Origin of the sequence: Metabacillus indicus LMG 22858 (genome assembly GCF_000708755.2) — a bacterium.
Lineage (GTDB): Bacteria > Bacillota > Bacilli > Bacillales > Bacillaceae > Bacillus_P > Bacillus_P indicus.
On record NZ_JGVU02000005.1, the window covers coordinates 310,707 to 335,445 of the forward strand.

23 protein-coding genes are annotated in these 24,739 nt (G+C 48.0%); 21 read left to right on the forward strand and 2 right to left on the reverse strand.

What is annotated here, in order from left to right; translation table 11 throughout:
- Positions 1–195: 195 nt before the first annotated feature.
- The 9 genes from AZ46_RS14415 (at position 196) to AZ46_RS14455 (ending at position 10,837) form a co-directional block, all read left to right on the forward strand.
- Positions 196–1,143 carry a sugar ABC transporter substrate-binding protein gene (locus AZ46_RS14415; RefSeq protein ID WP_161781216.1) on the forward strand — a complete coding sequence of 316 codons (948 nt, stop codon included), beginning with the start codon at positions 196–198 and terminating at the stop codon, positions 1,141–1,143.
- Entirely contained in the window at positions 1,140–2,570 is a 1,431-nt protein-coding gene (locus AZ46_RS14420) for a sensor histidine kinase (protein ID WP_029283369.1), read from the forward strand. The genes AZ46_RS14415 and AZ46_RS14420 overlap by 4 nt, the downstream gene beginning before the upstream one ends.
- A 5-nt stretch (positions 2,571–2,575) precedes the next feature.
- Complete coding sequence (locus AZ46_RS14425) at positions 2,576–4,141, forward strand: response regulator (RefSeq protein ID WP_029283371.1); 1,566 nt, start codon at positions 2,576–2,578, stop codon at positions 4,139–4,141.
- 85 nt (positions 4,142–4,226) lie between these two features.
- Positions 4,227–4,892 (forward strand): TIGR03943 family putative permease subunit, encoded by a 666-nt coding sequence (locus tag AZ46_RS14430; protein ID WP_029283373.1) that lies wholly within the window; start codon positions 4,227–4,229, stop codon positions 4,890–4,892.
- Between the two features lie 191 nt (positions 4,893–5,083).
- Complete coding sequence (gene xylF / locus AZ46_RS14435) at positions 5,084–6,127, forward strand: D-xylose ABC transporter substrate-binding protein (protein ID WP_051827360.1); 1,044 nt, start codon at positions 5,084–5,086, stop codon at positions 6,125–6,127.
- Between the two features lie 98 nt (positions 6,128–6,225).
- Complete coding sequence (locus AZ46_RS14440; protein ID WP_268870727.1) at positions 6,226–7,749, forward strand: xylose ABC transporter ATP-binding protein; 1,524 nt, start codon at positions 6,226–6,228, stop codon at positions 7,747–7,749.
- On the forward strand, positions 7,746–8,924 hold the full coding sequence (locus tag AZ46_RS14445) for a sugar ABC transporter permease (protein WP_029283379.1): 1,179 nt from the start codon (positions 7,746–7,748) through the stop codon (positions 8,922–8,924). Before AZ46_RS14440 ends, AZ46_RS14445 begins: the two co-directional genes overlap by 4 nt.
- Before the next feature lie 90 nt (positions 8,925–9,014).
- Entirely contained in the window at positions 9,015–10,484 is a 1,470-nt protein-coding gene (locus tag AZ46_RS14450) for a methyl-accepting chemotaxis protein (RefSeq protein WP_029283381.1), read from the forward strand.
- Positions 10,485–10,564: 80 nt separating this feature from the next.
- On the forward strand, positions 10,565–10,837 hold the full coding sequence (locus tag AZ46_RS14455; RefSeq protein ID WP_029283384.1) for a hypothetical protein: 273 nt from the start codon (positions 10,565–10,567) through the stop codon (positions 10,835–10,837).
- A 64-nt stretch (positions 10,838–10,901) separates the two neighbouring features.
- Here AZ46_RS14455 and AZ46_RS14460 read toward each other — a convergent pair whose 3' ends face one another.
- On the reverse strand, positions 10,902–12,101 hold the full coding sequence (locus AZ46_RS14460) for an NAD(P)/FAD-dependent oxidoreductase (protein WP_029283386.1): 1,200 nt from the start codon (positions 12,099–12,101) through the stop codon (positions 10,902–10,904).
- A gap of 158 nt (positions 12,102–12,259) precedes the next feature.
- Here AZ46_RS14460 and AZ46_RS14465 point away from each other — a divergent pair, with 158 nt between their 5' ends.
- Positions 12,260–13,246 carry a Gfo/Idh/MocA family protein gene (locus tag AZ46_RS14465; protein ID WP_029283388.1) on the forward strand — a complete coding sequence of 329 codons (987 nt, stop codon included), beginning with the start codon at positions 12,260–12,262 and terminating at the stop codon, positions 13,244–13,246.
- 171 nt (positions 13,247–13,417) lie between these two features.
- On the opposite strand, the gene AZ46_RS14470 is transcribed toward AZ46_RS14465, so the two are convergent.
- On the reverse strand, positions 13,418–13,921 hold the full coding sequence (locus tag AZ46_RS14470; RefSeq protein WP_029283390.1) for a hypothetical protein: 504 nt from the start codon (positions 13,919–13,921) through the stop codon (positions 13,418–13,420).
- A 216-nt stretch (positions 13,922–14,137) separates the two neighbouring features.
- On the opposite strand from AZ46_RS14470, the gene AZ46_RS14475 reads away from it, so the two are divergent.
- From AZ46_RS14475 to nuoN, 11 genes are read left to right on the forward strand one after another with little or no spacing between them, the layout of a single operon-like run.
- Positions 14,138–14,512, forward strand: coding sequence for an NADH-quinone oxidoreductase subunit A (locus AZ46_RS14475; RefSeq protein WP_029283392.1), 375 nt, complete (start codon positions 14,138–14,140; stop codon positions 14,510–14,512).
- Positions 14,503–15,024: a NuoB/complex I 20 kDa subunit family protein gene (locus AZ46_RS14480; RefSeq protein ID WP_029283394.1), complete on the forward strand. Its 522-nt coding sequence runs from the start codon at positions 14,503–14,505 to the stop codon at positions 15,022–15,024. Before AZ46_RS14475 ends, AZ46_RS14480 begins: the two co-directional genes overlap by 10 nt.
- Positions 15,014–16,246, forward strand: a complete 1,233-nt coding sequence (locus AZ46_RS14485) for an NADH-quinone oxidoreductase subunit C (RefSeq protein WP_029283396.1) — start codon at positions 15,014–15,016, stop codon at positions 16,244–16,246. Before AZ46_RS14480 ends, AZ46_RS14485 begins: the two co-directional genes overlap by 11 nt.
- A 3-nt stretch (positions 16,247–16,249) precedes the next feature.
- Entirely contained in the window at positions 16,250–17,350 is a 1,101-nt protein-coding gene (locus AZ46_RS14490; RefSeq protein WP_029283398.1) for an NADH-quinone oxidoreductase subunit D, read from the forward strand.
- Positions 17,350–18,354 (forward strand): NADH-quinone oxidoreductase subunit NuoH, encoded by a 1,005-nt coding sequence (gene nuoH, locus AZ46_RS14495; protein WP_029283400.1) that lies wholly within the window; start codon positions 17,350–17,352, stop codon positions 18,352–18,354. Before AZ46_RS14490 ends, nuoH begins: the two co-directional genes overlap by 1 nt.
- A gap of 38 nt (positions 18,355–18,392) precedes the next feature.
- The gene (nuoI, locus tag AZ46_RS14500; RefSeq protein WP_029283402.1) at positions 18,393–18,812 is read left to right on the forward strand and encodes an NADH-quinone oxidoreductase subunit NuoI; all 420 of its coding nucleotides are present in this window, start codon (positions 18,393–18,395) and stop codon (positions 18,810–18,812) included.
- Between the two features lie 2 nt (positions 18,813–18,814).
- A complete protein-coding gene (locus AZ46_RS14505; RefSeq protein ID WP_029283404.1) occupies positions 18,815–19,327 on the forward strand; it encodes an NADH-quinone oxidoreductase subunit J in 513 nt (170 codons plus the stop codon).
- On the forward strand, positions 19,324–19,638 hold the full coding sequence (gene nuoK, locus AZ46_RS14510; RefSeq protein ID WP_029283405.1) for an NADH-quinone oxidoreductase subunit NuoK: 315 nt from the start codon (positions 19,324–19,326) through the stop codon (positions 19,636–19,638). Before AZ46_RS14505 ends, nuoK begins: the two co-directional genes overlap by 4 nt.
- A 29-nt stretch (positions 19,639–19,667) precedes the next feature.
- Complete coding sequence (gene nuoL, locus AZ46_RS14515; protein WP_029283407.1) at positions 19,668–21,533, forward strand: NADH-quinone oxidoreductase subunit L; 1,866 nt, start codon at positions 19,668–19,670, stop codon at positions 21,531–21,533.
- A complete protein-coding gene (locus AZ46_RS14520) occupies positions 21,533–23,044 on the forward strand; it encodes a complex I subunit 4 family protein (protein WP_029283409.1) in 1,512 nt (503 codons plus the stop codon). The genes nuoL and AZ46_RS14520 overlap by 1 nt, the downstream gene beginning before the upstream one ends.
- Positions 23,045–23,050: 6 nt before the next feature.
- A complete protein-coding gene (nuoN, locus tag AZ46_RS14525) occupies positions 23,051–24,541 on the forward strand; it encodes an NADH-quinone oxidoreductase subunit NuoN (protein ID WP_029283411.1) in 1,491 nt (496 codons plus the stop codon).
- Positions 24,542–24,739 lie beyond the last annotated feature (198 nt).

The window sequence follows — 24,739 nt, forward strand, 5'->3', positions numbered from 1 at the left end:
TGTTAGATCCTAAACTTGGCTTGTTAAACGACTGGTTTGGATTGTTAGCAGCCTGTTTTGGACCGTACCCGTTCAAAATTGGACTGTTTGCCAAAGCAGCAGCCCCATATTTGATTGCAACGCTAAAATAAAAGCGTTTACAATGCCGGCCAATCCCTTATAATGAATGAAAAGTCCTATAAAAATGGTGATTTCATGACACGTCGTATAAAAATGGTTCTAATTGCTTTTATTCTTCTTTCTCTTTTTCCTCTTTATCAGCTTTTTCAAATCTATCAATCCAGTCAATCGTTTTCTGCGCAGGCTGAAGCGGAGGAGTATCGGTACCGGCTTGTGCTGATCTCTCCTTATCTTGGCGATGCCTACTGGAATCAGGTGATTACAGGGGTAGAATCTGCCGCCGCTCAGGCCAAGGTCAGCCTCGACATTAAAGGGACCAATCTGCCTGATAATGAAGAGCTGCAAAAAGCGATGAATATGGCGATTTCCTCTCAGGTTGACGGCATTTTGCTGCTTGGCATTGACGATGCTTCTTTTAAAGAGACGATCCAAAAGGCCACGGTACAGGGGATTCCGGTGGTGACAATCATGGCAGACCTGCCTGACAGTCTCCGGAAATCCTACATCGGATCCAATCACTATGAGACCGGCCTCGAGCTTGGAAACTACTTAAAAAAGACGCATTCAGGCAATGAAACGATCGGCATAATCAAAGGGAACATGGTGACATCTATTGAAAACGAAAGAATGAAAGGGCTGATGGACAGCCTTCAGGGCTCCTCTATTAAACTGGCTGAAACAAATAAGCAGCATCCTGAGGACCAGACCAATGAGCTCCTCAATCAGTATCCGGCCATGAAGGTGCTGATAGGGACGGGAGTGGATGACGGGGACATCATCGTCCGTACGATTGAAGCGAGATCGGCCCTTTCAGGGTTTAAGGTTTATACATTTGATAATACCCAGGAAACGATGAATCTTTTGCGGAGCGGAAAGATTGAAGGCACGATCAGCCACAGTCATGCCTTAATGGGTGAAAAAGGCGTCGAAACCATCGTGAAATGGCTTGAAAAGAAGGACCTGCCTCTGCCCGTCACGACTTACACGAAAACAGGCGTCATGACGGAGGGAAGCAGGCCGTGACGAGAATTCAGAGAAAAATCCTCACGATGTCGCTCATCATCATCATGATTATGGGCGCCTTCTGGACAGCCATCAGCTATATTAATCAGAAATCCATTTATGAGTACAACAATATTCTTGAACGGTATCTGCTGCTGAATTCAGTTTCAACGACGAGCCAGACTGCGCTTGCAAAGCTCAGCCAGTATGTCAGCACCCCTTCACCTGCCAATCAGGCAAGCTATGAAATGCACCGCAAAAGACTGAACGACTCCAAAAAGAAGCTGGATCTGCTGAAAAATCAGGCGAATGCGATTGCTCTGACAGATTATATTTTCATGCTCGACAGCCAGATTGAAGCAATGGATTTGACGATGATGATGCATAAGCTCGATAAGCGCCAGAACTCACAGGCTGCCTACGACGAAGCGCTGCAGATCTCCAAATTCATTGATGAAACGACGCTGCTGCTGTTTAAAAAAGAACTGACGAATCAGAAGCAGTTTTATGAATCGATGATTGAGGTTACAAACAGGCTTCGGTCTCTCGGCCTCTGGATTCTCGGAATCGTCCTGATTATTTCGGTCGGATTTTCGTACTGGTTCTCAAAAGGCATCACCCGCTCGATCTATCTATTAACTCAAGGTGCAAAAGAGGTGGCGGCTGGGAATTTTGATCATCCGATCAGGGTTAAAAGCAACGATGAAATATCGTTTTTGGCCAAGACGTTTGACAGGATGCGGGAAAACATCAAAGAGCTGGTGGCTGAAATTCAGGAGAAAGCAAAGCTTGAAAAAGAAATCAAAGAGTATCAGCTGCTTTTAAAAGAAAGTGAGTTAAAGAGACTGCATAACCAGATCAATCCGCATTTTCTGTTCAATACACTGAATACCCTGTCGAAAAAAGCCTATTTGGAGGATGCCCTAGAGACAAGCGACTTAATCTCGACAGTCGCAAACCTTCTGAGGTATAACCTCCGAAGTGTGGATGAAAATGTGTCACTCCGGGATGAGCTTGAGCTTGTGAAGGAATACTTGACGATTTTAAAAGCGCGGTTTTCATCCCGCATTACCTATGATTTTAAGTTAGAGGAAGCGTGCCTCGACTATGAAGTTCCGCCGTTCTTTCTGCAGCCGATAGTAGAAAACGCGTTTAAATACGGTGTGGAGCCGTTTGAGGAAGGCGGATACATCGGAATAAAGGTGTTTAGAGAAAACGGAGAGGTTGTTGTCTCCGTAGAAGACCACGGCCTTGGGATGACAGATGATGTGAAAGAACAGGTCCTGTCAGAGCAGCAGACAGGGTTCATTCAAAGCAAATCAACCGGGATCGGCCTGAGAAACGTTGTTCAGCGACTGCGTCTTTTTACAAACAAACGGAATGTGATGGACATTCAGTCATCAGCTGGGGGCACTGTCATCTTCGTCAAATTTCCTTCAGAGGGGTGAAAGAGATGAGGCTTTTAATCACGGAAGATGAAGAGATTGAAAGAATTGCACTAAAAAAAATCATAGAAACAGAATTCAGGGACATTCAAATTGTCGGTCTTGCCGAAAACGGGAGAAGAGCGATTGAGCTTGCATCAGAGCACAAGCCCGACATTTTGCTCATGGATATAAAAATGCCCGGCATCAATGGTCTTGAAGCGATCAAGGAAATCCAGAAAATCGTGCCGGACGCTAAAATCCTGATTGTATCGTCCTACGATACGTTTGATTATGCCCAGCAGGCGCTGCGGCTCGGGGTAAAGGATTATCTGCTGAAGCCGAGCAAGCGGGAGGTCATTCTTTCTACCATTCAGAAGGTCATCGATGATATTAAAAAAGACAGGCTCGAATCGGAACGAAAGCAGCAAACAGAAGAACGCATGCAGAAAATGATACCAATCGTAGAGGCCGACCTCGTCACACAGCTCTTATTTGACCATGTTCACGACGTTCATCTCCATGAGTGCATGGGCCTACTGGATGTGGATCAGAAGCAGCCTTCCTATGTAGTCCTGATCCACTTTTCCCAGGATACTCTTGCCGGACGCCTTGAGCAAATGTACGGAGAGCTGAAACGGACGATCCAGCTGCACACAAAAGGCTGGGTAGGGCCGATGTCCGGCCTGCAGGTGCCGATTATTGTGTTTGCAGAAGGAGAGATTCACCAGTACCGCAGAAACGCCGTATCACTTGTACAAAAAATCCTGCATAATCTAAGCGGTGTATTTTCTGCATCTGCAGCAATCGGAATCGGCAAGGCATACCCGGCGCTAGAGCAAATCAGACAGTCGTACTACGAAGCGCTCCGTGCCTCTATATCAGCAGGTTCTAAAGCAAGATACAGCTTTTACAGCGATATCATTTCCAATGAAAAAGTTAAAGACAGGGACATGCACCGCATTGAAGAGCTGATTCTCGAGGAATTGCGGATTGGTGAGTGGGAAGGAGTGCGCAGTCATTTTCAGGCAATGACCGCGTATTTTGAGAAATTTCAGCACCCGCTTGCTGAAGCAGAGCAAAAAGTCTATGACACGATGACATTAATGATCCGCTACTTGGATGAAATGGGTTTTGTGATCAGAAAACCAGTCTTTTCATTCAGCGCAGCCTCTTATTTACAAATGAAAACAGAAGTGAATTTTATCCTTGAAGATGTTATTAGCCAATACAAGCGGGTGACAGAAAATCTTCAGGAGGATATCCCGAACCGCATGAAGCAGTATATCAGGAAAAACTGCCACACTGACCTGTCGCTTGAGGCAATGGCAAAGGAATTCAACCTTTCTCCGCAGTACGTGAGCAAAATCTTCAAAGAAGAGCTCGGCATCAGCTATATCGATTATCTGACAAAATGCCGGATCGAAAAAGCAAAAAAGCTAATGGAAAAAGGCTCCCGCAGCTTAAAGGAAATTGCTTTTGAGGTCGGCTATAACGATCCGAACTACTTCAGCCGTGTCTTTAAAAAAGTATGCAAAAAATCTCCCAGCCAGTATAAGGATTCGCTGGTCTCCATCGGACAAAAAGATAAGTGATCGGGAGTTTCTTCTTAACGAAACTTCCTTCTTTTTTGTTACACTGAAAAGAGCAATTCTTATCAATGGAATGGGAGTTATTCAAGTGAAAAATTTCTTAATGGCCGCTTTCGGTCTCGTCATAATAGGAAGTATTGTTTTTATTTTTGGAATGAGCATGCAGCCGGAAAAAGCAGAGCCGGAAAAACAAAAAGCTGCACAGAAAACAGAAGAGCCTTTCGCAAATGCGAAAGAGTATTTAGAAGACCCGGACAGCTATATGGAAGAGCTGGATGAAAAGTATAAGCCTGAGCTTGAAGATGATCATCATGCAGAAGAGAAGCCGGATGATTATTACCAGAATCAAAAAAATGAAATGTTGAAGATGGATACAATCATTCTTACAAATGAAAATTACACATCCGTCCTGGATGTTCTTGACCGTTTTCCGAAAGAATTTGAGGGGAAACAGATTGAACTGACTGGATTTGTCCACCGAGAAAAGGATTTTAAACAGACACAGTTTGTCGTTGCAAGAAGCGGTGACCCGTGCTGCACGGATGAGCATGACGGGTTATACGGTCTCTTTTCCGCGACAGAAAAAGCAAAGGATTTTAAAGACCGGCAGTGGGTCAGTGTATCAGGGGAGCTGAAGACAACTGTGTATTCATCCACTGAAATTCCCTATCTGCAAATTAAGAAAATCTCAAAAACAGATCCTCCTTCACAGCCATATGTTTATGAGGGAAAAGAAGAGGGTCATTCTCATTGACCGGGAAAGACTGTACCGCTGATGAACAATTGGAGGTGCAGTCTTTTTTGGAGAGAAAAGAAAGCGGTTTCTATTATTCTGAAAATAATGCTATATATCTTAAAAAAGTACAGCAAACGCTTTATTTAAAACGCTTACAAAGGTGATAAAGTTAGTCTTGTAAGATTGATATTCCAAGGGGGAATGGGGAAATGAAGAAAGGGTTAATGCTACTAATGCTGATGATGTTTGTGTTTGGGCTTACTGCCTGTGTCAGCTCCGGCTCAGAGCCAACTAAAGGGGACGGCGAAAAGGCGGGCAAAGATGATGAGCTTGTCATCGGATTCTCAATGGACACGCTTGAAGAAGAGCGCTGGCAGCGCGACCGTGATCTGTTTGTGGCAAAAGCTGAAGAGCTTGGCGCAAAAGTAAATGTTCAGTCAGCAAACGGCGACGATGCGAAACAAATTGCACAAGCTGAAAATCTGATCAGCCAGGGTGTAGACATTCTGGTAGTGGTGCCTCATAACGCGGAGGTTGCTGCGTCCATCGTCGAAATGGCTCATCAGGAAGATGTAAAAGTCATCTCATATGACCGTCTGATCAAAAATTCAGATGTTGATCTCTATGTATCTTTTGACAATGAGCGTGTAGGGGAAATGCAGGCAACTGCCATCACTGAGCTTGTTCCAAAAGGAAACTATGTGCTGATTGAAGGCGCGGATACAGACAACAATGCCCATCTTTTCAAAAAGGGACAAATGAACGTGCTTCAGCCTCTAATTGACAGCGGCGACATTAAAGTCGTCTACGACCAATGGACAGAAGAGTGGGATCCGGCAAATGCCCTTGCCAATATGGAAAATGCTCTTACAGCGAACAACAACAAAGTCGATGCTGTTGTAGCAGCAAATGACGGTACGGCAGGCGGTGTGATTCAGGCTCTTGCTGCACAGGGCCTTGCAGGAAAGATTCCAGTATCAGGACAGGATGCCGAGCTTGCGGCTGCACAGCGGATCGTAGAAGGCACACAGACGATGACAGTTTACAAACCTATCAACCTGATCGCAGAAACCGTTGCTGACCTTGCAGTGAAAATGGCCAATGGCGAAGAGGTTGAAACAAACGGCAAAGTCAATAATGGAAAAATCGATGTCCCTTCGCTTCTGCTTGACCCGGTAGCGGTAAATAAAGACAACATCGATGACACAATCATTAAAGACGGGTTCCATAAGAAAGAGGACGTGTACAAGTAAGAGGCGCTTCTTCAGCTGTACCAACCATTGAAAAATGCGGAATTCTAACTAATTCCGCATTTTTTTCTAGACATTTTACCGAATTGGAGGGGGAAGTCGTGTCATCTATTCTTGAAATGACGAGTATTACGAAAGAATTTCCGGGCGTGAAGGCTCTTGATGACGTCACGTTTCAAGTGGAAAAAGGCGAAATCCATGCACTCTGCGGAGAGAACGGTGCCGGGAAATCCACACTTATGAAAGTGCTGAGCGGGCTTTATCCGTCAGGTTCTTATTCAGGCGATATAACGGTGGACGGAGAAGTGCAGTCTTTTAAAACGATTAAGGATGCAGAAAAAGCGGGCATCTCCATCATTTATCAGGAGCTCGCTCTTGTCCGGCAAATGACGGTGGCAGAAAACCTTATTCTCGGTAATGAGCCGGCAACCTTCGGCATCATTGATCAGAATAAGATGATTCAGATGTGCGAGAAATGGCTTGCCGAGGTCGGTCTGAAAGGCGTAAGCCCGGATACGATTACCGGAACTCTCGGCATCGGCCAGCAGCAGCTTGTCGAAATTGCAAAGGCTCTTTCAAAAAACGCCAAGATCCTGATTTTAGACGAACCGACTGCTGCACTGACTGAACAGGAAGTCAAAATTCTCCTTGCGATCTTAAAAGAATTCAGGGAGCGGGGCGTCACCTGCATCTACATCTCCCATAAGCTCGGAGAAGTGTTTGATATTGCCGATACGATTACTGTTCTCCGCGACGGAAAAACGGTCACTTCCCAGAAAGCGGCGAATCTCACGGAGGATAAAGTCATCGCTTATATGGTAGGTCGCGAAATCAAAGACCGTTACCCCCGGATGGCCGCAAACCCGAAAGAGACCATGCTGAAGGTTGAGGACTACACGGTGTATCATCCTGATCTGCCGGGGAAAAAAGTTATCGATTCTGTCTCATTCCAGGTGAAAAAAGGTGAAATCCTTGGAATTGCAGGGCTGATGGGATCAGGAAGAACAGAGCTTGTGATGAGCTTGTTCGGCGCTTATGCGGGCTATTCAGAAGGCAGTGTGGAGATCGACGGGAAGAATGCGAAAAACAAATCCGTCAAGCAGGCAATCGAAAACGGACTGGCGCTCGTATCAGAGGACCGGAAAAAATTCGGCCTCGTACTGAACATGGATATTCAAAATAACGTGACGCTTCCGAGCCTGAGGCGCGTCTCATCCCTCGGCGTCATCAACCAGAATGAAGAAATCCGCAGCGGGAATCAGTATTTAAAACAGCTGAGAATAAAAGCGCCATCTGTTGAAACGGTAACCGGCACTCTGAGCGGGGGAAATCAGCAGAAGGTTGTTATCGGAAAATGGCTGATGACGAAGCCTAAAATTCTGATACTCGATGAACCGACCCGGGGAATTGATGTTGGCGCGAAGCTTGAAATCTATCACATTATGAACGAGCTGGTAAAAGAGGGAGTGGCCATCATCATGATTTCGTCTGAATTGCCTGAAGTGCTTGGCATGAGCCACAGAATTCTGGTGATGTCAGAAGGGAAATTCACAGGTGAATTCCATGCGGAAAATGCCACCCAGGAAAACATTATGAGAGCAGCGACAGGAGGACTTGCAGGATGAGCACAAATCCCGAAACCGTGAAACAGCCGGCAGTAAAAGAAAAGAAAATCAATTTGTTTACAATCGATATCCGCGCTTACTCCATGATTGGCGCCCTTCTCATCATCTGGATTCTATTTTCCGTCTTAAATGATACCTTTCTAACCCCGCGGAACTTATCCAATCTCTTTTTGCAGATGTCCGTTACATCCATTCTGGCAATTGGAATGGTCCTGATCATCGTATCCGGACAGATTGACCTCTCAGTCGGATCGCTTGTCGGACTGACCGGAGGAGTTGCAGCGATCCTGAACGTCTGGCTTGGCTTGGATACGATACCCGTTATTATTGCAACAGTGGTATTGGGTGCGCTGATCGGTCTGTGGCAGGGCTGGTGGATTGCCTACAGGGCCGTGCCTGCTTTCATCGTCACGCTCGGAGGGATGCTTATTTTCCGGGGAATACTGACCGGTATAACCGGAAGCATGACGGTAGCTCCGCTTTCACCAAGCCTCAAAATCATCGGACAGGGATATGTGACGCCTGCTGCAGGTCTTATCATGGGAGCGATTGCCTTTATCCTTGCCGTGTACTTTTTGATCAGACAAAGAAACGCGCGCATCAAGTACGGATTTGATGTTCTTTCCATGAACTGGACGCTGATTGCTTCAGTGGGCATCGGTCTTCTGATCTTTACGTTCATTTACTTGATGAATCAGTACCAGGGAATTCCGGTTCCTTTTATCACAGTCATTATACTAGCTGTTCTTTTTCACTTTATCGCCAAAAAGACGGTATTCGGCAGACAGGTATATGCCATTGGGGGCAATCCCGAGGCCGCTGTTCTCTCAGGCATTAACATGAAGCGCAGAATTCTCCTCGTTTTTGTTCTCGGGAACACACTTGCAGCCATCGCAGGACTTGTCCTGACTGCCCGTGTTAACGCGGCAACTGTTGGAGCAGGGAACATGTATGAGCTCGATGCGATTGCAGCCTGCGTCATCGGGGGCACAAGCTTGATGGGCGGAATCGGGACCATCCCAGGTGCCATCATCGGAGCGCTCGTAATGGCGAGCCTTGATAACGGCATGAGCATCATGAACATTGATGCCTACTGGCAGCTGATTGTAAAAGGAAGTATTCTGGTTCTTGCGGTTTGGTTTGATATCTACAGCCGGAATAAAAAGAAGCGCTGAATGCAGCGTTTCTTTTTTTCGTCATATAAAAAATCTGTAAGCGCTGTCGATATAGTAAGTAAACCAACTTGAACACAGGGGAGAACATGTATGACAGCGATTGAAAAGGTAAAACACGATGATTTATTGAGCAAAAACAAGTTGATGCTGTTTACGTTTGGAGCGTCCTCTTTATTTGCTCTGATTTATGTCCTGGTAACAGGTCAGATGGAGCAGGCACCGATCTATTCAGCAGAATGTGTGCTGCTGATTGGCTTTTATGTTTTGTTCCGTTATTTGAAAAGGGACAGGCTGTTTCCGTATTTCACTGTTGTGATGATTTCTATTCTTGCATGCGCCTCGATCTTCATAACCGGCGCGAATCTTGCACTTATTACAGTCCTCTTTTTTCAGGCCGTTTTTTCAGCGGTCCCTTACTACTCGACGGTTTTCGCAACTGGATTTGGCCTTGGCCTTGTGACCCTTTTTGTCAATGCATCGGTTCCCTCTGCAGAACAGGAAATCATAGCGGGCAGCATGGGCGCTATTATCCTGGCCTATCTTTTAACAGGGGTCCTGCTTGGCGTGCTCATCCATCTGAATAAAAAACAGTTCAAGGTTCTGCAGCAGTTCATAGCGGATGCCGAAGCTGATGCAGGCAGAAAAGAAGAGCAGAGACACAAGCTTGAACAGGCCGCTTCGCGGATTGCTGACAGTGTGTCCAAAGCGAACGAGAGAGTGCAGATGAATACACGCGCCCAGGCAGAAATGACGATTGCCATTAATGAAGTCTCTGCGGGCAGCCAGATCCAGAGCGAACAAATCAGCGAAATTGCGGAAAGTGCCCACAACAACATGCTTTCCATGAACGAGCTGAACGAGATTTCTTCCTTATTAAACGAAGACTCCAGACAGGCAAGCCGCATTGCAGATAAGAGCGGTGAAAAAGTTAGCAGGCTGATGACAGAAATGAATGAATTGAATCAAATCGTGACGGCTTTGAATACGACGTTTAAAAACCTGAACCTGAAGATTGAAGAAACCAATCAGTTCACAAACACAATCCGCCAGATAACCGAGCAGACAAACCTTCTGGCATTAAATGCATCGATCGAAGCGGCAAGAGCGGGAGAGGCCGGCAAAGGATTTTCGGTCGTTGCCCAGGAAATCCGCAAGCTTGCTGAATTAACGAATGATGCCAATAAAAAAATCACGGAAAATCTGAAACAGGTGAATCAAACGAGCGGGGAAGCAGAAGAAAAAATGGCGGCAAGCAGCGCCAACCTGCTGACAAGCCTCGAGGCAACCCGGGAAGTCCACGAGAATTTCCAGCAGCTGAAAGAGAAATTGGCCAATATGACAGAAAGCTTCACAGGCTTTGAAGCTATCTCTGGCGACGTAGAGACAAACACGGCAAATGTCGAGCGTTCAACCAATGAACTTGCGGCAATCATTGAGCAGGCCTCCGCAAGTATGCAGGAGATGAGTGCGACGATTGAAACCCTCAGTGATGATAATAAAAAAATCGCAGACCTTATGAACGAAACGGCTTTAAGTGCGGAATCAATCCTAAAATCTTAAGCGCCCATGTTTTGCATTTTGATAAGCGGGTAAAAGTAAGAAACACTTAAAAAAAATGCAAAACGGAAGGAGCATCAAGCATGAGACAAAAAGCATTAATATCAGGCATTGCCATCTCGACAGTCGGAGTAGGCGTCACATCCTACCTATTAAAGGACAAAGCAAACCGTGAAAAGGTAACTGAATTCGTACAAAGCACGAAAAATAAAATTCCTTATTTCTCGCGCAAAAACACAGATTCATTCCCTGTTGAAAAAGCGGGCAACCCGGATCCGGAAGACATCGATGACAACAAAATGGTCTCAGAAGGCTCCATGTATCCCGTTCAATATTATGATGAAAAGCAAAAGTAATGAAAACCGGCTTCGGCCGGTTTTTTGTTTTTCTCCAACAAAAAAGGAAAAGCCGCAGCTTTCCCTATCTGTCCAGCCGGACAATGTCCGCATCCGGATGGGATTGATATAGAATTAGATCTTTAATAATCTCAGCTCCTAGCATCGAATAGACGGTGCCGTTGCCGCCGAACCCAAGACAATAGTAGATGTTGTCTTTTTTCGGATGCTGTCCGATGAAGGGAAGGCCGTCGTCTGATTCGCCGAAGCTTGCTCCCCAGGCGGAGTCGACCTCCATGTCATATGAAGGATAATGTTCTTTAATTTTATCAAGCAGACGCTGTCCGCGCTCACGGATGATGTCTTCATTGCTCGGGGCTTCCATCTTGTCTTCATCAAGTCCGCCGGCAACGATTCTTCCGTCGACCGTTGTCCTCATGTAAAAGTAGGGCCGTTTCGTCTCCCAGATTAAGCTTTTATCCTCCCACTTTTCTAACGATGCAACAGGAGTGGTGGCAATCGCATATGTTCTGTTTACATCCGCACCCAGTTTTTTGGCGAATGGAATGGTTTCATATCCGGTTGAGTAAACGACATTCTTTGCACGGATGGTTCCGTGCGGAGTGTGCATTATGACATACTCTCCCTCGCGGTCACCCTCTTCAACAGCCGTGTTCTCATAAATTTGCACGCCGCGGGTATGGGCATCTTCGAGCAGGGTCTGAGCAAATTTGTATGGATTTACCTCTGCATCCCCGTCAGTCAGAAGCGCAGCAGGCTTTTTAAAACCAAATCGTTCCTCAATCTCATCTTCTTCTAAAAAAGTGACTGGAAACCCATGCTTGGAAAGCGCCTTATATTCTTTTTTCAGCTTTGACACATCTCCTGAGTCGCTCGCATAATACAAGCTTTTCCGTCTGTTAAATTCGACCGGCTTAGACAGGCTCCTTGCCGTTTTCTCAAGCTCGTCCACCGCTTTTAAGCACATCTTATAAAAACGCACGGCCTGATCCTTGCCGATTTCCTTTATAAATTCATGCAGCATTTTGTCATTTGAAAATTGAAGCAGCCCGGTGTTGGCAGACGAACTTCCGCTTCCCACAATTCTTTTTTCAACGAGCACGGTTTTCAGATTATAGGCAGAAAGAGTGTGGGCGCACAAGGCGCCGGACATCCCCCCGCCAACAATGAGAACATCGCATGTAAGGGATTCGCGGAGCTCGGGATATTTTTGTGTGCTGCTGATCGTTTTTGGCCAATAAAGTGAACCATTATGCAGTTTCATTCATTTTCCTCCTAGAAGTCATACAGGGATATTCCCTCTTTTATCCAGACGGGAAACCTTTTTGTGCGCTTTTCTTTTCATTTTATCCAAATAAGGAAAAGGAAATCAGCGGTGCGAAACGGAAATAGTATAGGGACAACGTTTAGGAGGGAACAGACATGATAAAAGCAGCGATGCTGAGCAAGTGGCACGTGCATGCCGTTGATTATGCACGGGATATACATAACAGTTCGAAAGTGGAAATTGCGATGGTCTGGGATGAAGACAAAGAGCGCGGAGTGAAGTGGGCAAATGAACTTGGAGTGCCGTTTGAGGCGAGCCTCGAGGCAGTTCTCGGGAACCCGGAAATTAAGGGAGTCGTGGTAGACACTCCGACAAATATGCATAAGGAAGTCATTGTGAAGGCAGCAGAACACGGTAAGCACATTTTCACAGAAAAAGTGCTTGCACTGACAGCAGCAGACTGCAAAGAAATTTTCAAGGCGGTAGAGGAAGCAGGAGTTTCTCTGGTTGTTTCTATGCCAAGGCTGAGCACAGACTATTACCTTTATGCTGAAAAAGCGGTAAAGGAAGGCTTGCTCGGAGAAGTGAAAAACGCGAGATGCCGTGTAGCCCATAATGGATCAGTTCCGACAGAAGAAAATCCGCAGGGCTGGCTGCCTGCACACTTTTACAACGCCGAGCAATGCGGCGGCGGAGCGCTGATTGACCTTGGTGCACATCCAATCTATTTAATGAACCGGCTTGCAGGAAAACCGAAAGAAGTTTCCGCACATTTTGATTTTGTGTACGGCAAGGAAGTGGAGGACCAGGCCTCGGTGCTTGTCACGTATGAGAACGGTGCCACAGCCGTCCTGGAAACATCATTCGTTTCATTCGGCAGTCCGTTTTCTCTGGAACTGTACGGAACAGAAGGGTGTCTCCTTATTCAGGACGGGAAAATCGAGCTTCGGAATGCAGAAGGCGTCCGCATTGTGGAAAATCTGCCTGAAGAATTGCCGATTCCGATGGAGCAATGGGCTGACGCGATTCTGTCTGATGCAGCGCCATTCATTACGAATGAGGATGCCCTGTTCCTGACCGCAGTTAATGAAGCGGCGATCAAATCCAATGCAGAAAAGCAAAGAGTGTCCGTCGAATTTTAAAAGAATCCGGCCGGAACTCGTCATTCCGGCCGGATTTGCTCCTTTTTTGAAAAAACAGGTCCAAATTAGTGCCCTAACAATCCAAATCGGCGTTCTAACAGTCCAAACCAGCACTCTAACGATCCAAAAGCCGCCTCTAACAATCCGGCGCACAAAAAAAGAACCAAACACTCAGTTTGGTCCCAATTTTTTGCTCTTTCGCTCATATTTTTGATACATCTCATATATTTTCTGCTCAGACGCATCTTTTGCAGACAAAAAATGATTCTCAAACAGATTTGAAAAGTAAGTGACGGTGCGCCCGCACTGGATTCCTGACACATACGCATTTTCTGTGAACGAGTATTCTTTCACAGCCCATGCAGCATGATCAAGATGAATCACTGCCACCTCACCAAAGTAAATGCTCATGCATTCCTCAAGATCGGCAACCGTTAGTTGAAAATCACGGAATTTATTTTCTTTGAAAAAATCAAAGTAGACTTCTTCAAGTTCAATCAAACTTTTTGGAGAATAGGTTAATGGTAAGCCAAGTTCTGCATATATATCTTCTAAAAGAGACAAGTTCTCTTTCCGCTGTTCATAAAAATAGATTTTAGCCGCTTCTTCCGATTCAAACACAGGCAGATTCTTGCCGTAATCCGTTTCAAAGTCATGCTGATATGATTCTGGCATTCTGTCACCTCGCGTCTTTTATTCATGAGCTAGTATAACATCCTGAAGGCCGTAAATGAGCAGCTTACAGCAATGCTACAAAAGAGGATGAAACTGGATATGCTCTTATGAAAATATCCCTTATCGACACGTTTTGGGCAACAGTGTTATAATGTTAGCGGTTACATTTTGAATATTAAAAAAGTTTTACCAACTTTCACATAACGGGGGAAAGGGATGGAATCACTCAACGTCTATTTGAATAATTACCTAATTGTTGTTGTTTTCCTGCTGCTTGGTATCTTGCTGCCGGTCGTGGCGCTCGGTATCGGCCGGATTTTAAGGCCGCACAAGCCGAGTGAGGCGAAGGCCACTACTTACGAGAGCGGGATTGATCCATTTCATGATTCACGCGTTCAATTTAATGTCCGGTACTATATGTTTGGTCTGATGTTTGTCATTTTTGACGTAGAAACGGTGTTTTTGTATCCGTGGGCTGTCGCGTATGAGAAGCTTGGTGTTTTTGCTCTGATTGAAATGCTTATTTTTGTCATCATGCTCGTGATCGGGCTAGTCTACGCATGGAAGAAGAAGGTGCTGAAATGGACTTAAAGCTAACGAATATCCCTCAGGATGAAATGGAAGAACTCAAGCGCAGCGTCTTTTTGACGACACTTGAGGATTTAAAGGGCTGGGCCAGAAGCAACTCCCTGTGGCCGCTGACGTTCGGTCTTGCATGCTGTGCCATTGAAATGATGGGTGTCGGTTCATCACACTATGACCTTGACCGTTTTGGGTCATTTTTCAGAACATCGCCCCGGCAGTCGGATGTCATGATCGTGTCAGGGACTGTTACGAAAAAAATGGCTCCTGTCTTAAAACGTCTGTACGATCAGATGCCTGAACCGAAATGGGTCATTGCCATGGGTTCATGTGCAACGGCAGGCGGACCGTACATCAAATCCTACGCCGTCGTAAAAGGGGTCGACCAGATTGTGCCGGTTGACGTCTATATCCCGGGCTGTCCGCCAAATCCTGCCGCCCTCATCTACGGAATCAACAAGCTGAAAGAAAAAATCCGTTACGAGGCAAAAACAGGGAGTGAGATAATCCATGAGCGATGAAAAGGACCTCCAGCAGCAAAAGAGAGAAGCCGCTCAAAAGGCAAAGGAAGCTGCCCTGAAAAAACTTGCCGAAAAGCAGGCCGGTAACGCACCTGCAAGCGAAGAATCTCTAGCCAAACAAAAAGCTGCCGCAGCAGCAAAGGCAAAAGCCGCCGCGCTGGCTAAACAGAAAGCGAAAGAAGCCGGCGGAAGCGAATTATCAGGAGACGACCTTGCATTAGCGAAGAAGAAAGCTGTTGCAGCCGCCAAAGCAAAAGCCGCCGCCATCGCGAAACAGAAAGCGAAAGAAGCCGGAGAAAGCGAATCCTCAGGAGACGACAAGGCATTAGCCAAACAAAAAGCTGCCGCAGCAGCAAAGGCAAAAGCCGCTGCACTTGCTAAGCAGAAAGCGAAAGAAGCCGGAGAAAGCGAATCGTCAGGAGACGACCTGGCATTAGCAAAGCAAAAAGCCGTCGCCGCAGCAAAGGCAAAAGCTGCCGCACTCGCCAAGCAGAAAGCGAAAGAAGCGGGAGAAAGCGAAACCTCAGGGGACGATCTTGCATTAGCGAAGCAAAAAGCGGTCGCCGCCGCCAAAGCAAAAGCCGCTGCAGCCGCAAAGGCTAAGGCATCCCGTGAAAACATGTCAGAAGACGACCTGGCGAAAGAAAAAGCAAAAGCGATTGCCGCCGCCAAGGCAAAGGCTGCCGCTGCAGCTAAAGCGAAGCAAATGGCAGTCAAGGAAGAACCGCAGCAAGAAGAACCCTCACCGAATGAACCGATCCTGCAGAAATACATCAGCATCATTGAAAAGCATCTCGGCACCGATGTCCTGGAAGAGTCAGTCATTAATAGGCTGTCGAAAGATGTTCCTACCCTTACTGCGAAGAAAGAATCCTATTTTACGATAGCAAAACTGCTGAAAGAACAGGAAGAATTACAGTTTGATTATGTGTCCGAACTGCATGGCACCGACTTTCAGACCCATATGGAAATCTACGCGTACCTCTTTTCCTATACACACAGGCACACCGTTGTGCTGAAGGTGAAGCTTGACCGGGACCAGCCTGAAATCCAGTCGCTTGTGCCTCTTTGGAAAGGCGCGGACTGGCCTGAGCGCGAGGCCTACGACTTGCTCGGCATCCGCTTCACTGACCATCCGAATTTAACGAGAATCATGATGCCGGATGATTGGGTCGGGCATCCGCTCAGAAAAGATTATGAACCTTATGATGTGGAGGTGTAGCTTTTGATCCGGACAGAAGAAATGCTCCTGAATGTCGGCCCGCAGCATCCGAGTACGCACGGCGTATTCAGGCTGGTCATAAAAATTGACGGAGAAATCATTAAAGAGGCTACACCGGTGATCGGCTATTTACATAGAGGCACGGAAAAACTCGCGGAGAATCTGCAGTACACGCAGATCATTCCCTATACAGACCGCATGGATTACCTGTCCGCGATGACCAACAACTATGTGATCTGCCATGCAGTGGAGACGATGGCTGGCATTCAAGTTCCGGAACGCGCGGATTATTTGCGCGTCATTGCGATGGAGCTTGGCCGGGTCGCGAGCCACCTTGTCTGGTGGGGAACGTATTTGCTTGATATTGGGGCGGTAAGCCCGTTTTTATATGCTTTCCGCGAGCGGGAAATGATCATTAATCTGCTGACAGAACTGTCGGGCGCGAGACTGACGTTCAACTACATGCGTGTAGGCGGAGTGAAGTGGGATGCACCGGAGGGCTGGATCGAGAAAGTCGCCGAGTTCATCCCTTACATGAGAGAGCAGCTGAAAGGTTATCACGATCTCGTGTCAGGGAACGAAATTTTCCTAAACCGTGTAAAAGGGGTCGGCATTTATACAAAAGAAGAAGCTCTTGAGTATTCCCTGAGCGGCGCTAACCTCCGCTGCACCGGTGTGAAATGGGACCTTCGAAAAGATGAGCCGTATTCCATCTACGACCGTTTTGATTTTGACGTTCCGGTCCGGACAAAAGGCGACGCTTTTGCCCGCTATGAATGCCGTATGGCTGAAATCGAGGAGTCTCTGAAAATACTGGAGCAGGCGGTTGAACAGTTTCCTGGTGACGGGCCGATCATGGCTAAGGTGCCGAAAATCATTAAGGCTCCAAAGGGAGAGGCGTATGTACGGATTGAATCCCCGCGCGGCGAGATTGGCTGCTACATTGCCAGTGATGGGAAAAAAGAGCCGTACCGCCTGAAATTCAGACGGCCGTCTTTTTACAATCTGCAAATCCTGCCAAAGCTGCTACAGGGAGAAAACATGGCGAACCTCATTACCATTCTCGGCGCCATTGACATTGTTCTCGGGGAGGTGGACGGCTGATGGTGCAGGATCTGCTGCAATCGTCCCCTGGTCTAGGCAATTTCGCCATTTTTTTCGGACTCGCAACAGCATTCCTGTTCGTTGTCCTTGGATTTGTCACCTACGGCATCCTGGCCGAACGCAAAGTCATGGGCTTCATGCAGGGCAGGATCGGGCCGAATCAGGTAGGCGGCAAGTGGGGCCTGCTGCAGACAGTGGCTGATGTTCTGAAGCTCCTGATAAAAGAGGACACGATCCCGAAGCTTGCGGATAAACCGCTGTTTATTCTCGCACCAGTCATTGCCTTTGCACCTGCTTTTATCGTGCTGTCGACGATTCCCTTTACAGATTCCTTTCAATTTGCAGATCTTGGAGTCGGACTGTTATTTTACATCGCGATTTCCGGGCTGACGACAATCGGCATTGTCACCGGCGGCTGGGCATCGAACAACAAATACTCGCTGCTCGGGGGCATGCGGGCCGCAGCACAGATGATTTCCTACGAAATCCCGCTTGTCATGTCAGTCATCGGCGTCGTGCTTTTATCCGGAAGTCTGAACTTGAACACCATTGTCGATGCACAGGAGAATGTCTGGTTTATTTTCCTGCAGCCGATTGGCTTTTTGATTTTTTTAATTGCATCTGTCGCAGAGCTGAACCGGACGCCGTTTGACTTGCCTGAAGCGGAATCAGAGCTTGTCGCCGGTTACCATGTCGAATATTCCGGCTTCCGCTGGGCGTTCTTCATGCTCTCGGAATACGTTTACTTCTTCGCCATGGCATCGCTGACGACCGTGCTTTTCCTCGGCGGCTGGCAGCCTGTTGCCTTCCTTGATTTCATCCCGGGCGCCATCTGGTTCGGACTCAAGTTCAGTGTCGTAATCTTCATCCTCATCTGGTTCCGCGTCACCTTCCCGAGGATCCGTGCCGACCAGCTCATGGAATTCGGCTGGAAAGTGCTCCTGCCGGTCGCACTCGCAAACATCTTTATCACAGCGATTGTGAAGGAGATTTTCTTTAAGTAGCAGATGAATAACGCCAAACACAAACAAGGGGTGAAAACATGCGAGGTTTAGCAAAAGGTTTGACGTATACCCTGAACAGCCTGACGAAGAAGAAAGTGACGTATGATTACCCAAATGAGGCACTTGCGCTGCCTGACCGGTTTCGGGGCATTCAGAAGTTTTATCCGGAAAAGTGCATTGTGTGCAATCAGTGTGCGGCTATTTGCCCTACTGACTGCATAGAGCTAACTGGCAAGAAGCATCCGGATCCGGCGAAGAAAGGGAAGATCATCGACACGTACGATATAAATTTTGAAATTTGCATCCTCTGCGATCTTTGCACGGAGGTATGTCCGACAGAAGCGATTGTGATGACGAACAATTTCGAGCTTGCCGAGTACAGCCGCGATCAGCTGTTTAAGAACTTGGAGTGGCTCGATGAAAACGATGAGAACATCAGGGAGGAGAATAAGGTGTGAGTATAACCGGAGAGTTTGTTGCCTTTGTCGCACTCGCCATGGTGGCCATCGGCGGCGGCATTCTCATGCTGAATGTGACGAAAGTGGTTCATATGGTTGTATCCCTCGTGTTCACATTTGTGAGCATCGCCGGTCTGTACGTTCTCCTTTCGGCGGAGTTTGTGGCTGCGGTCCAGATCTTGATTTACTCGGGTGCGATCACGATCATCATGCTGTTTGGGATCATGCTGACGCGCCATCAGGACGAAGATGAGCCGTCTGCCGGCATCGGAAAAAAGCTCATCGTGTTTCTTGGGATTGCGGCGTTTGCCCTCGTGATGTATCTCGGAATCTATGATTTGCAGCTCGGGGAAGAGCAGGCAGATCTGCATGTGAAAAATACGGAGCAAATCGGAATCTCGCTTTATTCCCACTTTGTCATTCCGTTTGAATTGACGTCTGTTCTCCTGCTTGTGGCGTTAATCGGGGCCATTATTCTGGCGAGAAAAGATGAAAAAGGGGAGGACGAAAAATGAGCTCGATTCCTTTATCGGCCTTTCTTGTGCTCGCTCTGATTCTCTTTTGCATCGGACTGTACGGGGCCCTGACGAAGCGGAACACTGTGATCGTTTTGATCTCGATTGAGCTGATGCTGAATGCGGCCAATATCAATCTGGTTGCCTTCAGCAAGTACGGAGTGATTCCGTCCATTACCGGCCAGGTGTTTTCGCTTTTTACGATCACGATTGCTGCAGCGGAGGCGGCCGTTGGACTTGCCATCTTGTTTGCCCTTTACCGCAACCGGAGATCTGTCAATATTGATGACTATGAATCTATGAAGCATTAACACCTCTAACAAGAAGGGGATTGAATACAATGATGCCATACGCCTGGATCATCCCGCTGTTTCCGCTTGTCTCCTTTCTCGTGCTGCTCCTGTTCGGGAAACGGCTGAAAGAAGGAAGCGTCTATGTGGGAGGCATCCTGATGACCCTCTCATTCGCCGGTGCTCTTGCGGTGCTCGCAGACCGGTTCGCACAAAACACCTATAAAGCAGAAGCTGTGTGGCTCACAATCGGCAGCATGGAGCTTACGGCAGGCTTTGAAATTACGCCGCTCAATGCACTGATGCTTGTGATTGTCACGCTCGTCAGCTTAGCTGTACATATTTATTCCAAAGGATACATGCACGGAGATCCCCGTTTTCATGTGTTTTATGCCTATCTTGGCCTATTCACCTTCAGCATGCTCGGGCTCGTCATGACGACCAATCTGCTGCAGCTCTATATTTTCTGGGAGCTTGTCGGCGTCGGATCCTTCCTTTTGATCGGATTCTACTTTTACAAAGAAGAAGCGAAGGCTGCTGCGAAAAAAGCGTTCATTATGACAAGGATTGGCGATGTCGGCCTGTTTGTCGGAATGCTGCTCCTGTTCTGGCAGGTCGGAAGCTTTGAATATGACCGCATTTTTGCAAGTGTGGCAGATGGTATGCTTTCGCTCGATATGATCACCCTGACCGGCATCCTGATTTTCATCGGGGCCATCGGGAAATCCGGCCAGTTCCCGCTACATTCGTGGCTGCCTGATGCGATGGAGGGGCCGACGCCGGTTTCCGCCCTCATCCACGCCGCGACGATGGTTGCAGCGGGTGTTTATCTTGTCGCCCTCATGTATCCGCTGTTTGCTGCAAGTGAAACGGCGCTGCTCGTTGTCGCAACGATTGGTGCATTCACCGCCATCTTTGCCGCAAGCATCGGGCTTGTTCAAAAAGACATCAAGCGGGTGCTTGCCTATTCGACTGTAAGCCAGCTCGGCTACATGATGCTTGCCCTTGGTTCTGCAGGCTATGTCGCCGGCGTCTTCCATCTGATGACGCACGCCTTTTTCAAAGCACTGCTGTTCCTTGCAGCAGGAAGCGTCATCCACGCAGTCCACACTCAGAACATTGACGAGATGGGCGGTCTTTGGAAAAAACTCAAATTCACCGGCCCGCTGTTTTTAATCGGTACCCTTGCCATCAGCGGTGTTCCGCTCTTTTCAGGCTTCTTCAGTAAAGATGAAATTCTCATCGCCGCCTGGGAGCACGGAAATCCTGCGCTGTTCTGGCTTGCGGTCATCGCTGCTTTCTTTACTGCCTTTTACATGTTCAGGCTCTTCTTCCTCGTCTTTACCGGACGTCCGAAAACAGACCTTGCATCTGTTCATGAATCACCGTCTTCCATGCTGATTCCGATGAGTGTGCTTGCTGTACTTGCCGTTTTTTCAGGCTACGTCAATACGCCTTGGTTCGGGACGTTCCTCGGAGACTGGCTGACAGAAGGCTCGCCTCAGCTTGGCCATGGGCACATCGAAGGTCCGGCCTGGATTATGATCCTTGCAACAGCGGTCTCGCTGCTCGGCATTCTGCTTGCTTATCTTATGTACAAGAAAGGCTCTATTTCACCGGAAAAAACAAGAGCCCGCATGCCGATGATCCATTCGGTTCTGAAAAACAAATACTTTATCGATGAGCTTTACAGTGTCACTGTGGTCTGGCTGACGAACACGGTCAGCATGCTCTGCAAGTACCTGGAGAAATTCCTTGTAGAAGGTGCCGTAAAAGGAGTGGCCGGAATCGTCCGCTCTGCAGGGGCACTAGGTTCAAAAATGCAGAATGGTCAGGTGCAAATGTACGGAACGGTTGCGTTTGTCGGGCTTGCCCTGCTGCTTGTGCTGTATGCTGTGACAGGAGGGAACTTATAATGACTTCAATCTTGCTGACAGCCCTTGTTTTCTCGCCTGTCCTCGGCATTCTCGTACTCTCATTTATGAAACGCGATCAGGAATCCTCCCTGAAGCTGGTTGGATTCCTCGCGACTCTTCCAGCCGTCCTGCTGTCAGGCATTGTGTTTGCCCAGTATCTTGCAGGGGAAGAGCTTGAGCGGTTTTCTGAAAAGGTCCGCTGGATCACGTTTGGCCAGTACCATGAGATGCAGCCCGGCGTTTTCACGGTCGACTACGAGCTTGCGCTGGACGGATTCTCGCTTGTTATGGTGCTTTTAACATCCATTCTTGCCGCTTTGGCTGCTGCCGCGTCGGTTTCGATAAAGAAGGACTGGAAGGGCTACTTCATGTTGCTTCTCCTTCTTGAAACAGGAATGCTCGGCGTTTTCCTGGCACAGAATCTCGTACTTTTTTTCATCTTTTTCGAAATCACGCTGATCCCGATGTTTTTCCTCGTCGGCAAGTGGGGCTTCGCTGCACGGGAAAAGGCAGCCTATCAGTTCCTTCTATATAACGGGTTTGGATCTGCTATCCTGCTGATTGTGATCATCCTTCTTTTATCAAAAACAGGAACAACAAATTTTCCGCTGCTCACACAGCTCATGACGATGCCGGATGCTCAGCTGATCGGCCCGATGTCAGAGGATTTCAGGCTAGGCCTTCTAATTGCCCTGCTCGTTGCATTTGGCGTAAAGCTCCCGATTTTCCCTCTGCACACATGGATGCTCAGGGTGCACGTTCAGGCGCCGCCGCCTATCGTCATGCTGCATTCAGGCATTCTTCTTAAAATCGGGGCTTACGGTTTAATCAAATTCGGCCTGGGGCTGTTTCCGGCTGAGTTTTCAAAGCTTGGCACAATCGTCATCGTGCTCGGACTTGTAAACCTGCTGTACGGCGCATTCCTTGCGCTCATTCAAAATGAACTCAGAATGGTCCTTGCTTACTCAAGTATTTCGCATATGGGCATTGTGCTCATTGGCCTTGGTGCATTAAATGAAGCGGGGATTCAAGGGGCGATTTTTCAGGTCGTCTCGCACGGACTGATTTCAGCGCTGCTGTTTTTCCTCGTAGGTGTTTTATTGGAACGAACCGGAACAACGGAGCTCGGCAAGCTCTCAGGCCTTGCAAAATCGATGCCGCTTGCAGCAGGCTTTCTGATGGCAGGAGCCATGGCGTCGCTCGGACTGCCGGGGATGTCAGGCTTTATCAGCGAACTGACCGCGTTCATGGGTGTCTTTGATCAGCATCCGGAGCTTGGTGCCATCGGAGCGATTGGGATTATCCTTACAGCTGCCTATTTGCTGAGAGCGGTGCTTTCCATCACGTTTGGAGCGGAGAAGAATGAGAAACTGTATGACCTGAAATGGCATGAAGTTGTTCCGGTTTCCATCCTGCTGCTGCTGATTGTGCTGATCGGCGTGTTTCCAAATGGACTTTCCGTCCCGCTGCAGCTGACGATAGAAACGATCATGAAAGGGATAGGAGGGTGATGAATCATGGATATGCAAACCTTGCTCAGCTATAACTGGGGCGCGATGATGCCAGAGTTCATCATTCTCGGGACCGCCCTCATCCTGTCGCTTGCCGACCTTTTCATGAAAGAGGGAAGCAGCCGCAGGTGGCTTGGATGGCTTGGACTTTCCGGAATTGTTGGCGCGATTGTCAGCCTTGCGCTCATGATCGGGGCAGAGGATGCCGTCATTCTTTATGACACTTTTGTCCTCGACTCTTTCGCAAAAGCATTCAAATTCATCCTGCTTCTTGGCGGGGCGCTGATTTTTCTGCTCGCTATCGACTATGAGCCGCGCGAGGGAATGAAAGAACGGGGAGAATTTTATTACCTGCTGCTTGCCGCTCTTCTCGGCGCGATGATGATGGCCTCAAGCAGAGACTTAATCACCCTGTTCACCGGACTTGAACTGCTGTCCATTTCTTCCTATATATTGGCCGGCCTCAGAAAACGGGATTTAAAGTCAAACGAATCGGCCATGAAATACGTCATTAACGGCGGCATTTCAACGGCGATTACGCTGTTTGGAATGAGCTACATCTACGGACTGACAGGAACGACAAGCCTGTCTGAAATGATCCCCCAGCTGAACGGGCTGACGGAATCAGGCTACGTCTATATAGCGTCCATCTCATTTCTGCTCGTCTTTGTCGGCTTATCCTTCAAAATTGCAACCGTGCCTTTTCACATGTGGGCACCTGACGTTTATGAAGGCGCACCGACACCCGTTACGGCATTCCTGAGCGTCGTCTCAAAAACAGCAGGCTTCGTTATCATTTTAAGAATCTGCCTTTCCGTCTTCGGGAACATTCCAGACGAAGGCGGCATGCAGTCGATTCTCCAGTCGCTGCAGGGCTTTATCGCCATCCTGGCCGCTGTGACCATGATTGTCGGAAACACCGTCGCCCTCAGGCAGAAAAACATCAAGCGCATGCTCGCCTACTCATCCATTGCCCACGCAGGATACGTCCTTGTAGGCTTCGTCGCGTTTGGAGGCTACTTTTACTTTGATGCCATCTGGTTCTATTTGCTCGCATACGTCATCATGAACGTCGGAATCTTCGCCATTGTTGGGGCTGTCTCCCGCAAAACGGGATCTGAAGACATCTCGGCCTTTGCCGGACTTTACCGCAGATCTCCGGCAGCAGGAATCGCTGTCGCCATTTTCCTGCTCTCTCTCGCAGGACTGCCCGGAACAGCCGGCTTTATCGGTAAAGTCACCATCTTCATGAACGCATTCACAAACAGCACGCCGCAAATCGTCCTTGCAAGCATCATGATCGCTACAACCGTCATCTCGTACTTCTACTACTTCGGAATCCTGACCCAGGTCTTCTTCCGGAAAAAAGAAACCGACGAGCCGTTCACATGGAGCGCGCCGCTCATCATCGTCACTGCCGTCTGCGTCGCTGCAACCATCCTGCTCGGAATCTTCCCGGGTGCGGCGTTTGATTTTCTGAATGCTAATATTTCATAAAGGACATTTAGAAATGTTTTTAACGTGTGGAGAAATTATAATCAGATAGTGGAATGCAGCGGAAGGCACTTGACTCCTTGTCCAGCTGCAGCGCCCAACTCCTCTGTCAGAACAAAATCCCCCAAAAAGTCAAACCCGGACTTTTCGGGTGATTTCTTATCTGACTGCCGGAGCAAAACGGGCGCTTCCGCTTTTCTA

Bases quoted from the DNA above. Each gene is read 5' to 3' on its own strand.
- AZ46_RS14415 (WP_161781216.1), top strand. From the start codon at position 196: ATGACACGTCGTATAAAAATGGTTCTAATTGCTTTTATTCTTCTTTCT.
- AZ46_RS14425 (WP_029283371.1), top strand. From the start codon at position 2,576: ATGAGGCTTTTAATCACGGAAGATGAAGAGATTGAAAGAATTGCACTA.
- xylF (WP_051827360.1), top strand. From the start codon at position 5,084: ATGAAGAAAGGGTTAATGCTACTAATGCTGATGATGTTTGTGTTTGGG.
- AZ46_RS14445 (WP_029283379.1), top strand. From the start codon at position 7,746: ATGAGCACAAATCCCGAAACCGTGAAACAGCCGGCAGTAAAAGAAAAG.
- AZ46_RS14450 (WP_029283381.1), top strand. From the start codon at position 9,015: ATGACAGCGATTGAAAAGGTAAAACACGATGATTTATTGAGCAAAAAC.
- AZ46_RS14455 (WP_029283384.1), top strand. From the start codon at position 10,565: ATGAGACAAAAAGCATTAATATCAGGCATTGCCATCTCGACAGTCGGA.
- AZ46_RS14460 (WP_029283386.1), bottom strand. From the start codon at position 12,101: ATGAAACTGCATAATGGTTCACTTTATTGGCCAAAAACGATCAGCAGC.
- AZ46_RS14465 (WP_029283388.1), top strand. From the start codon at position 12,260: ATGATAAAAGCAGCGATGCTGAGCAAGTGGCACGTGCATGCCGTTGAT.
- AZ46_RS14470 (WP_029283390.1), bottom strand. From the start codon at position 13,921: ATGCCAGAATCATATCAGCATGACTTTGAAACGGATTACGGCAAGAAT.
- AZ46_RS14475 (WP_029283392.1), top strand. From the start codon at position 14,138: ATGGAATCACTCAACGTCTATTTGAATAATTACCTAATTGTTGTTGTT.
- AZ46_RS14480 (WP_029283394.1), top strand. From the start codon at position 14,503: ATGGACTTAAAGCTAACGAATATCCCTCAGGATGAAATGGAAGAACTC.
- AZ46_RS14485 (WP_029283396.1), top strand. From the start codon at position 15,014: ATGAGCGATGAAAAGGACCTCCAGCAGCAAAAGAGAGAAGCCGCTCAA.
- nuoH (WP_029283400.1), top strand. From the start codon at position 17,350: ATGGTGCAGGATCTGCTGCAATCGTCCCCTGGTCTAGGCAATTTCGCC.
- nuoI (WP_029283402.1), top strand. From the start codon at position 18,393: ATGCGAGGTTTAGCAAAAGGTTTGACGTATACCCTGAACAGCCTGACG.
- nuoK (WP_029283405.1), top strand. From the start codon at position 19,324: ATGAGCTCGATTCCTTTATCGGCCTTTCTTGTGCTCGCTCTGATTCTC.
- nuoL (WP_029283407.1), top strand. From the start codon at position 19,668: ATGATGCCATACGCCTGGATCATCCCGCTGTTTCCGCTTGTCTCCTTT.
- AZ46_RS14520 (WP_029283409.1), top strand. From the start codon at position 21,533: ATGACTTCAATCTTGCTGACAGCCCTTGTTTTCTCGCCTGTCCTCGGC.
- nuoN (WP_029283411.1), top strand. From the start codon at position 23,051: ATGGATATGCAAACCTTGCTCAGCTATAACTGGGGCGCGATGATGCCA.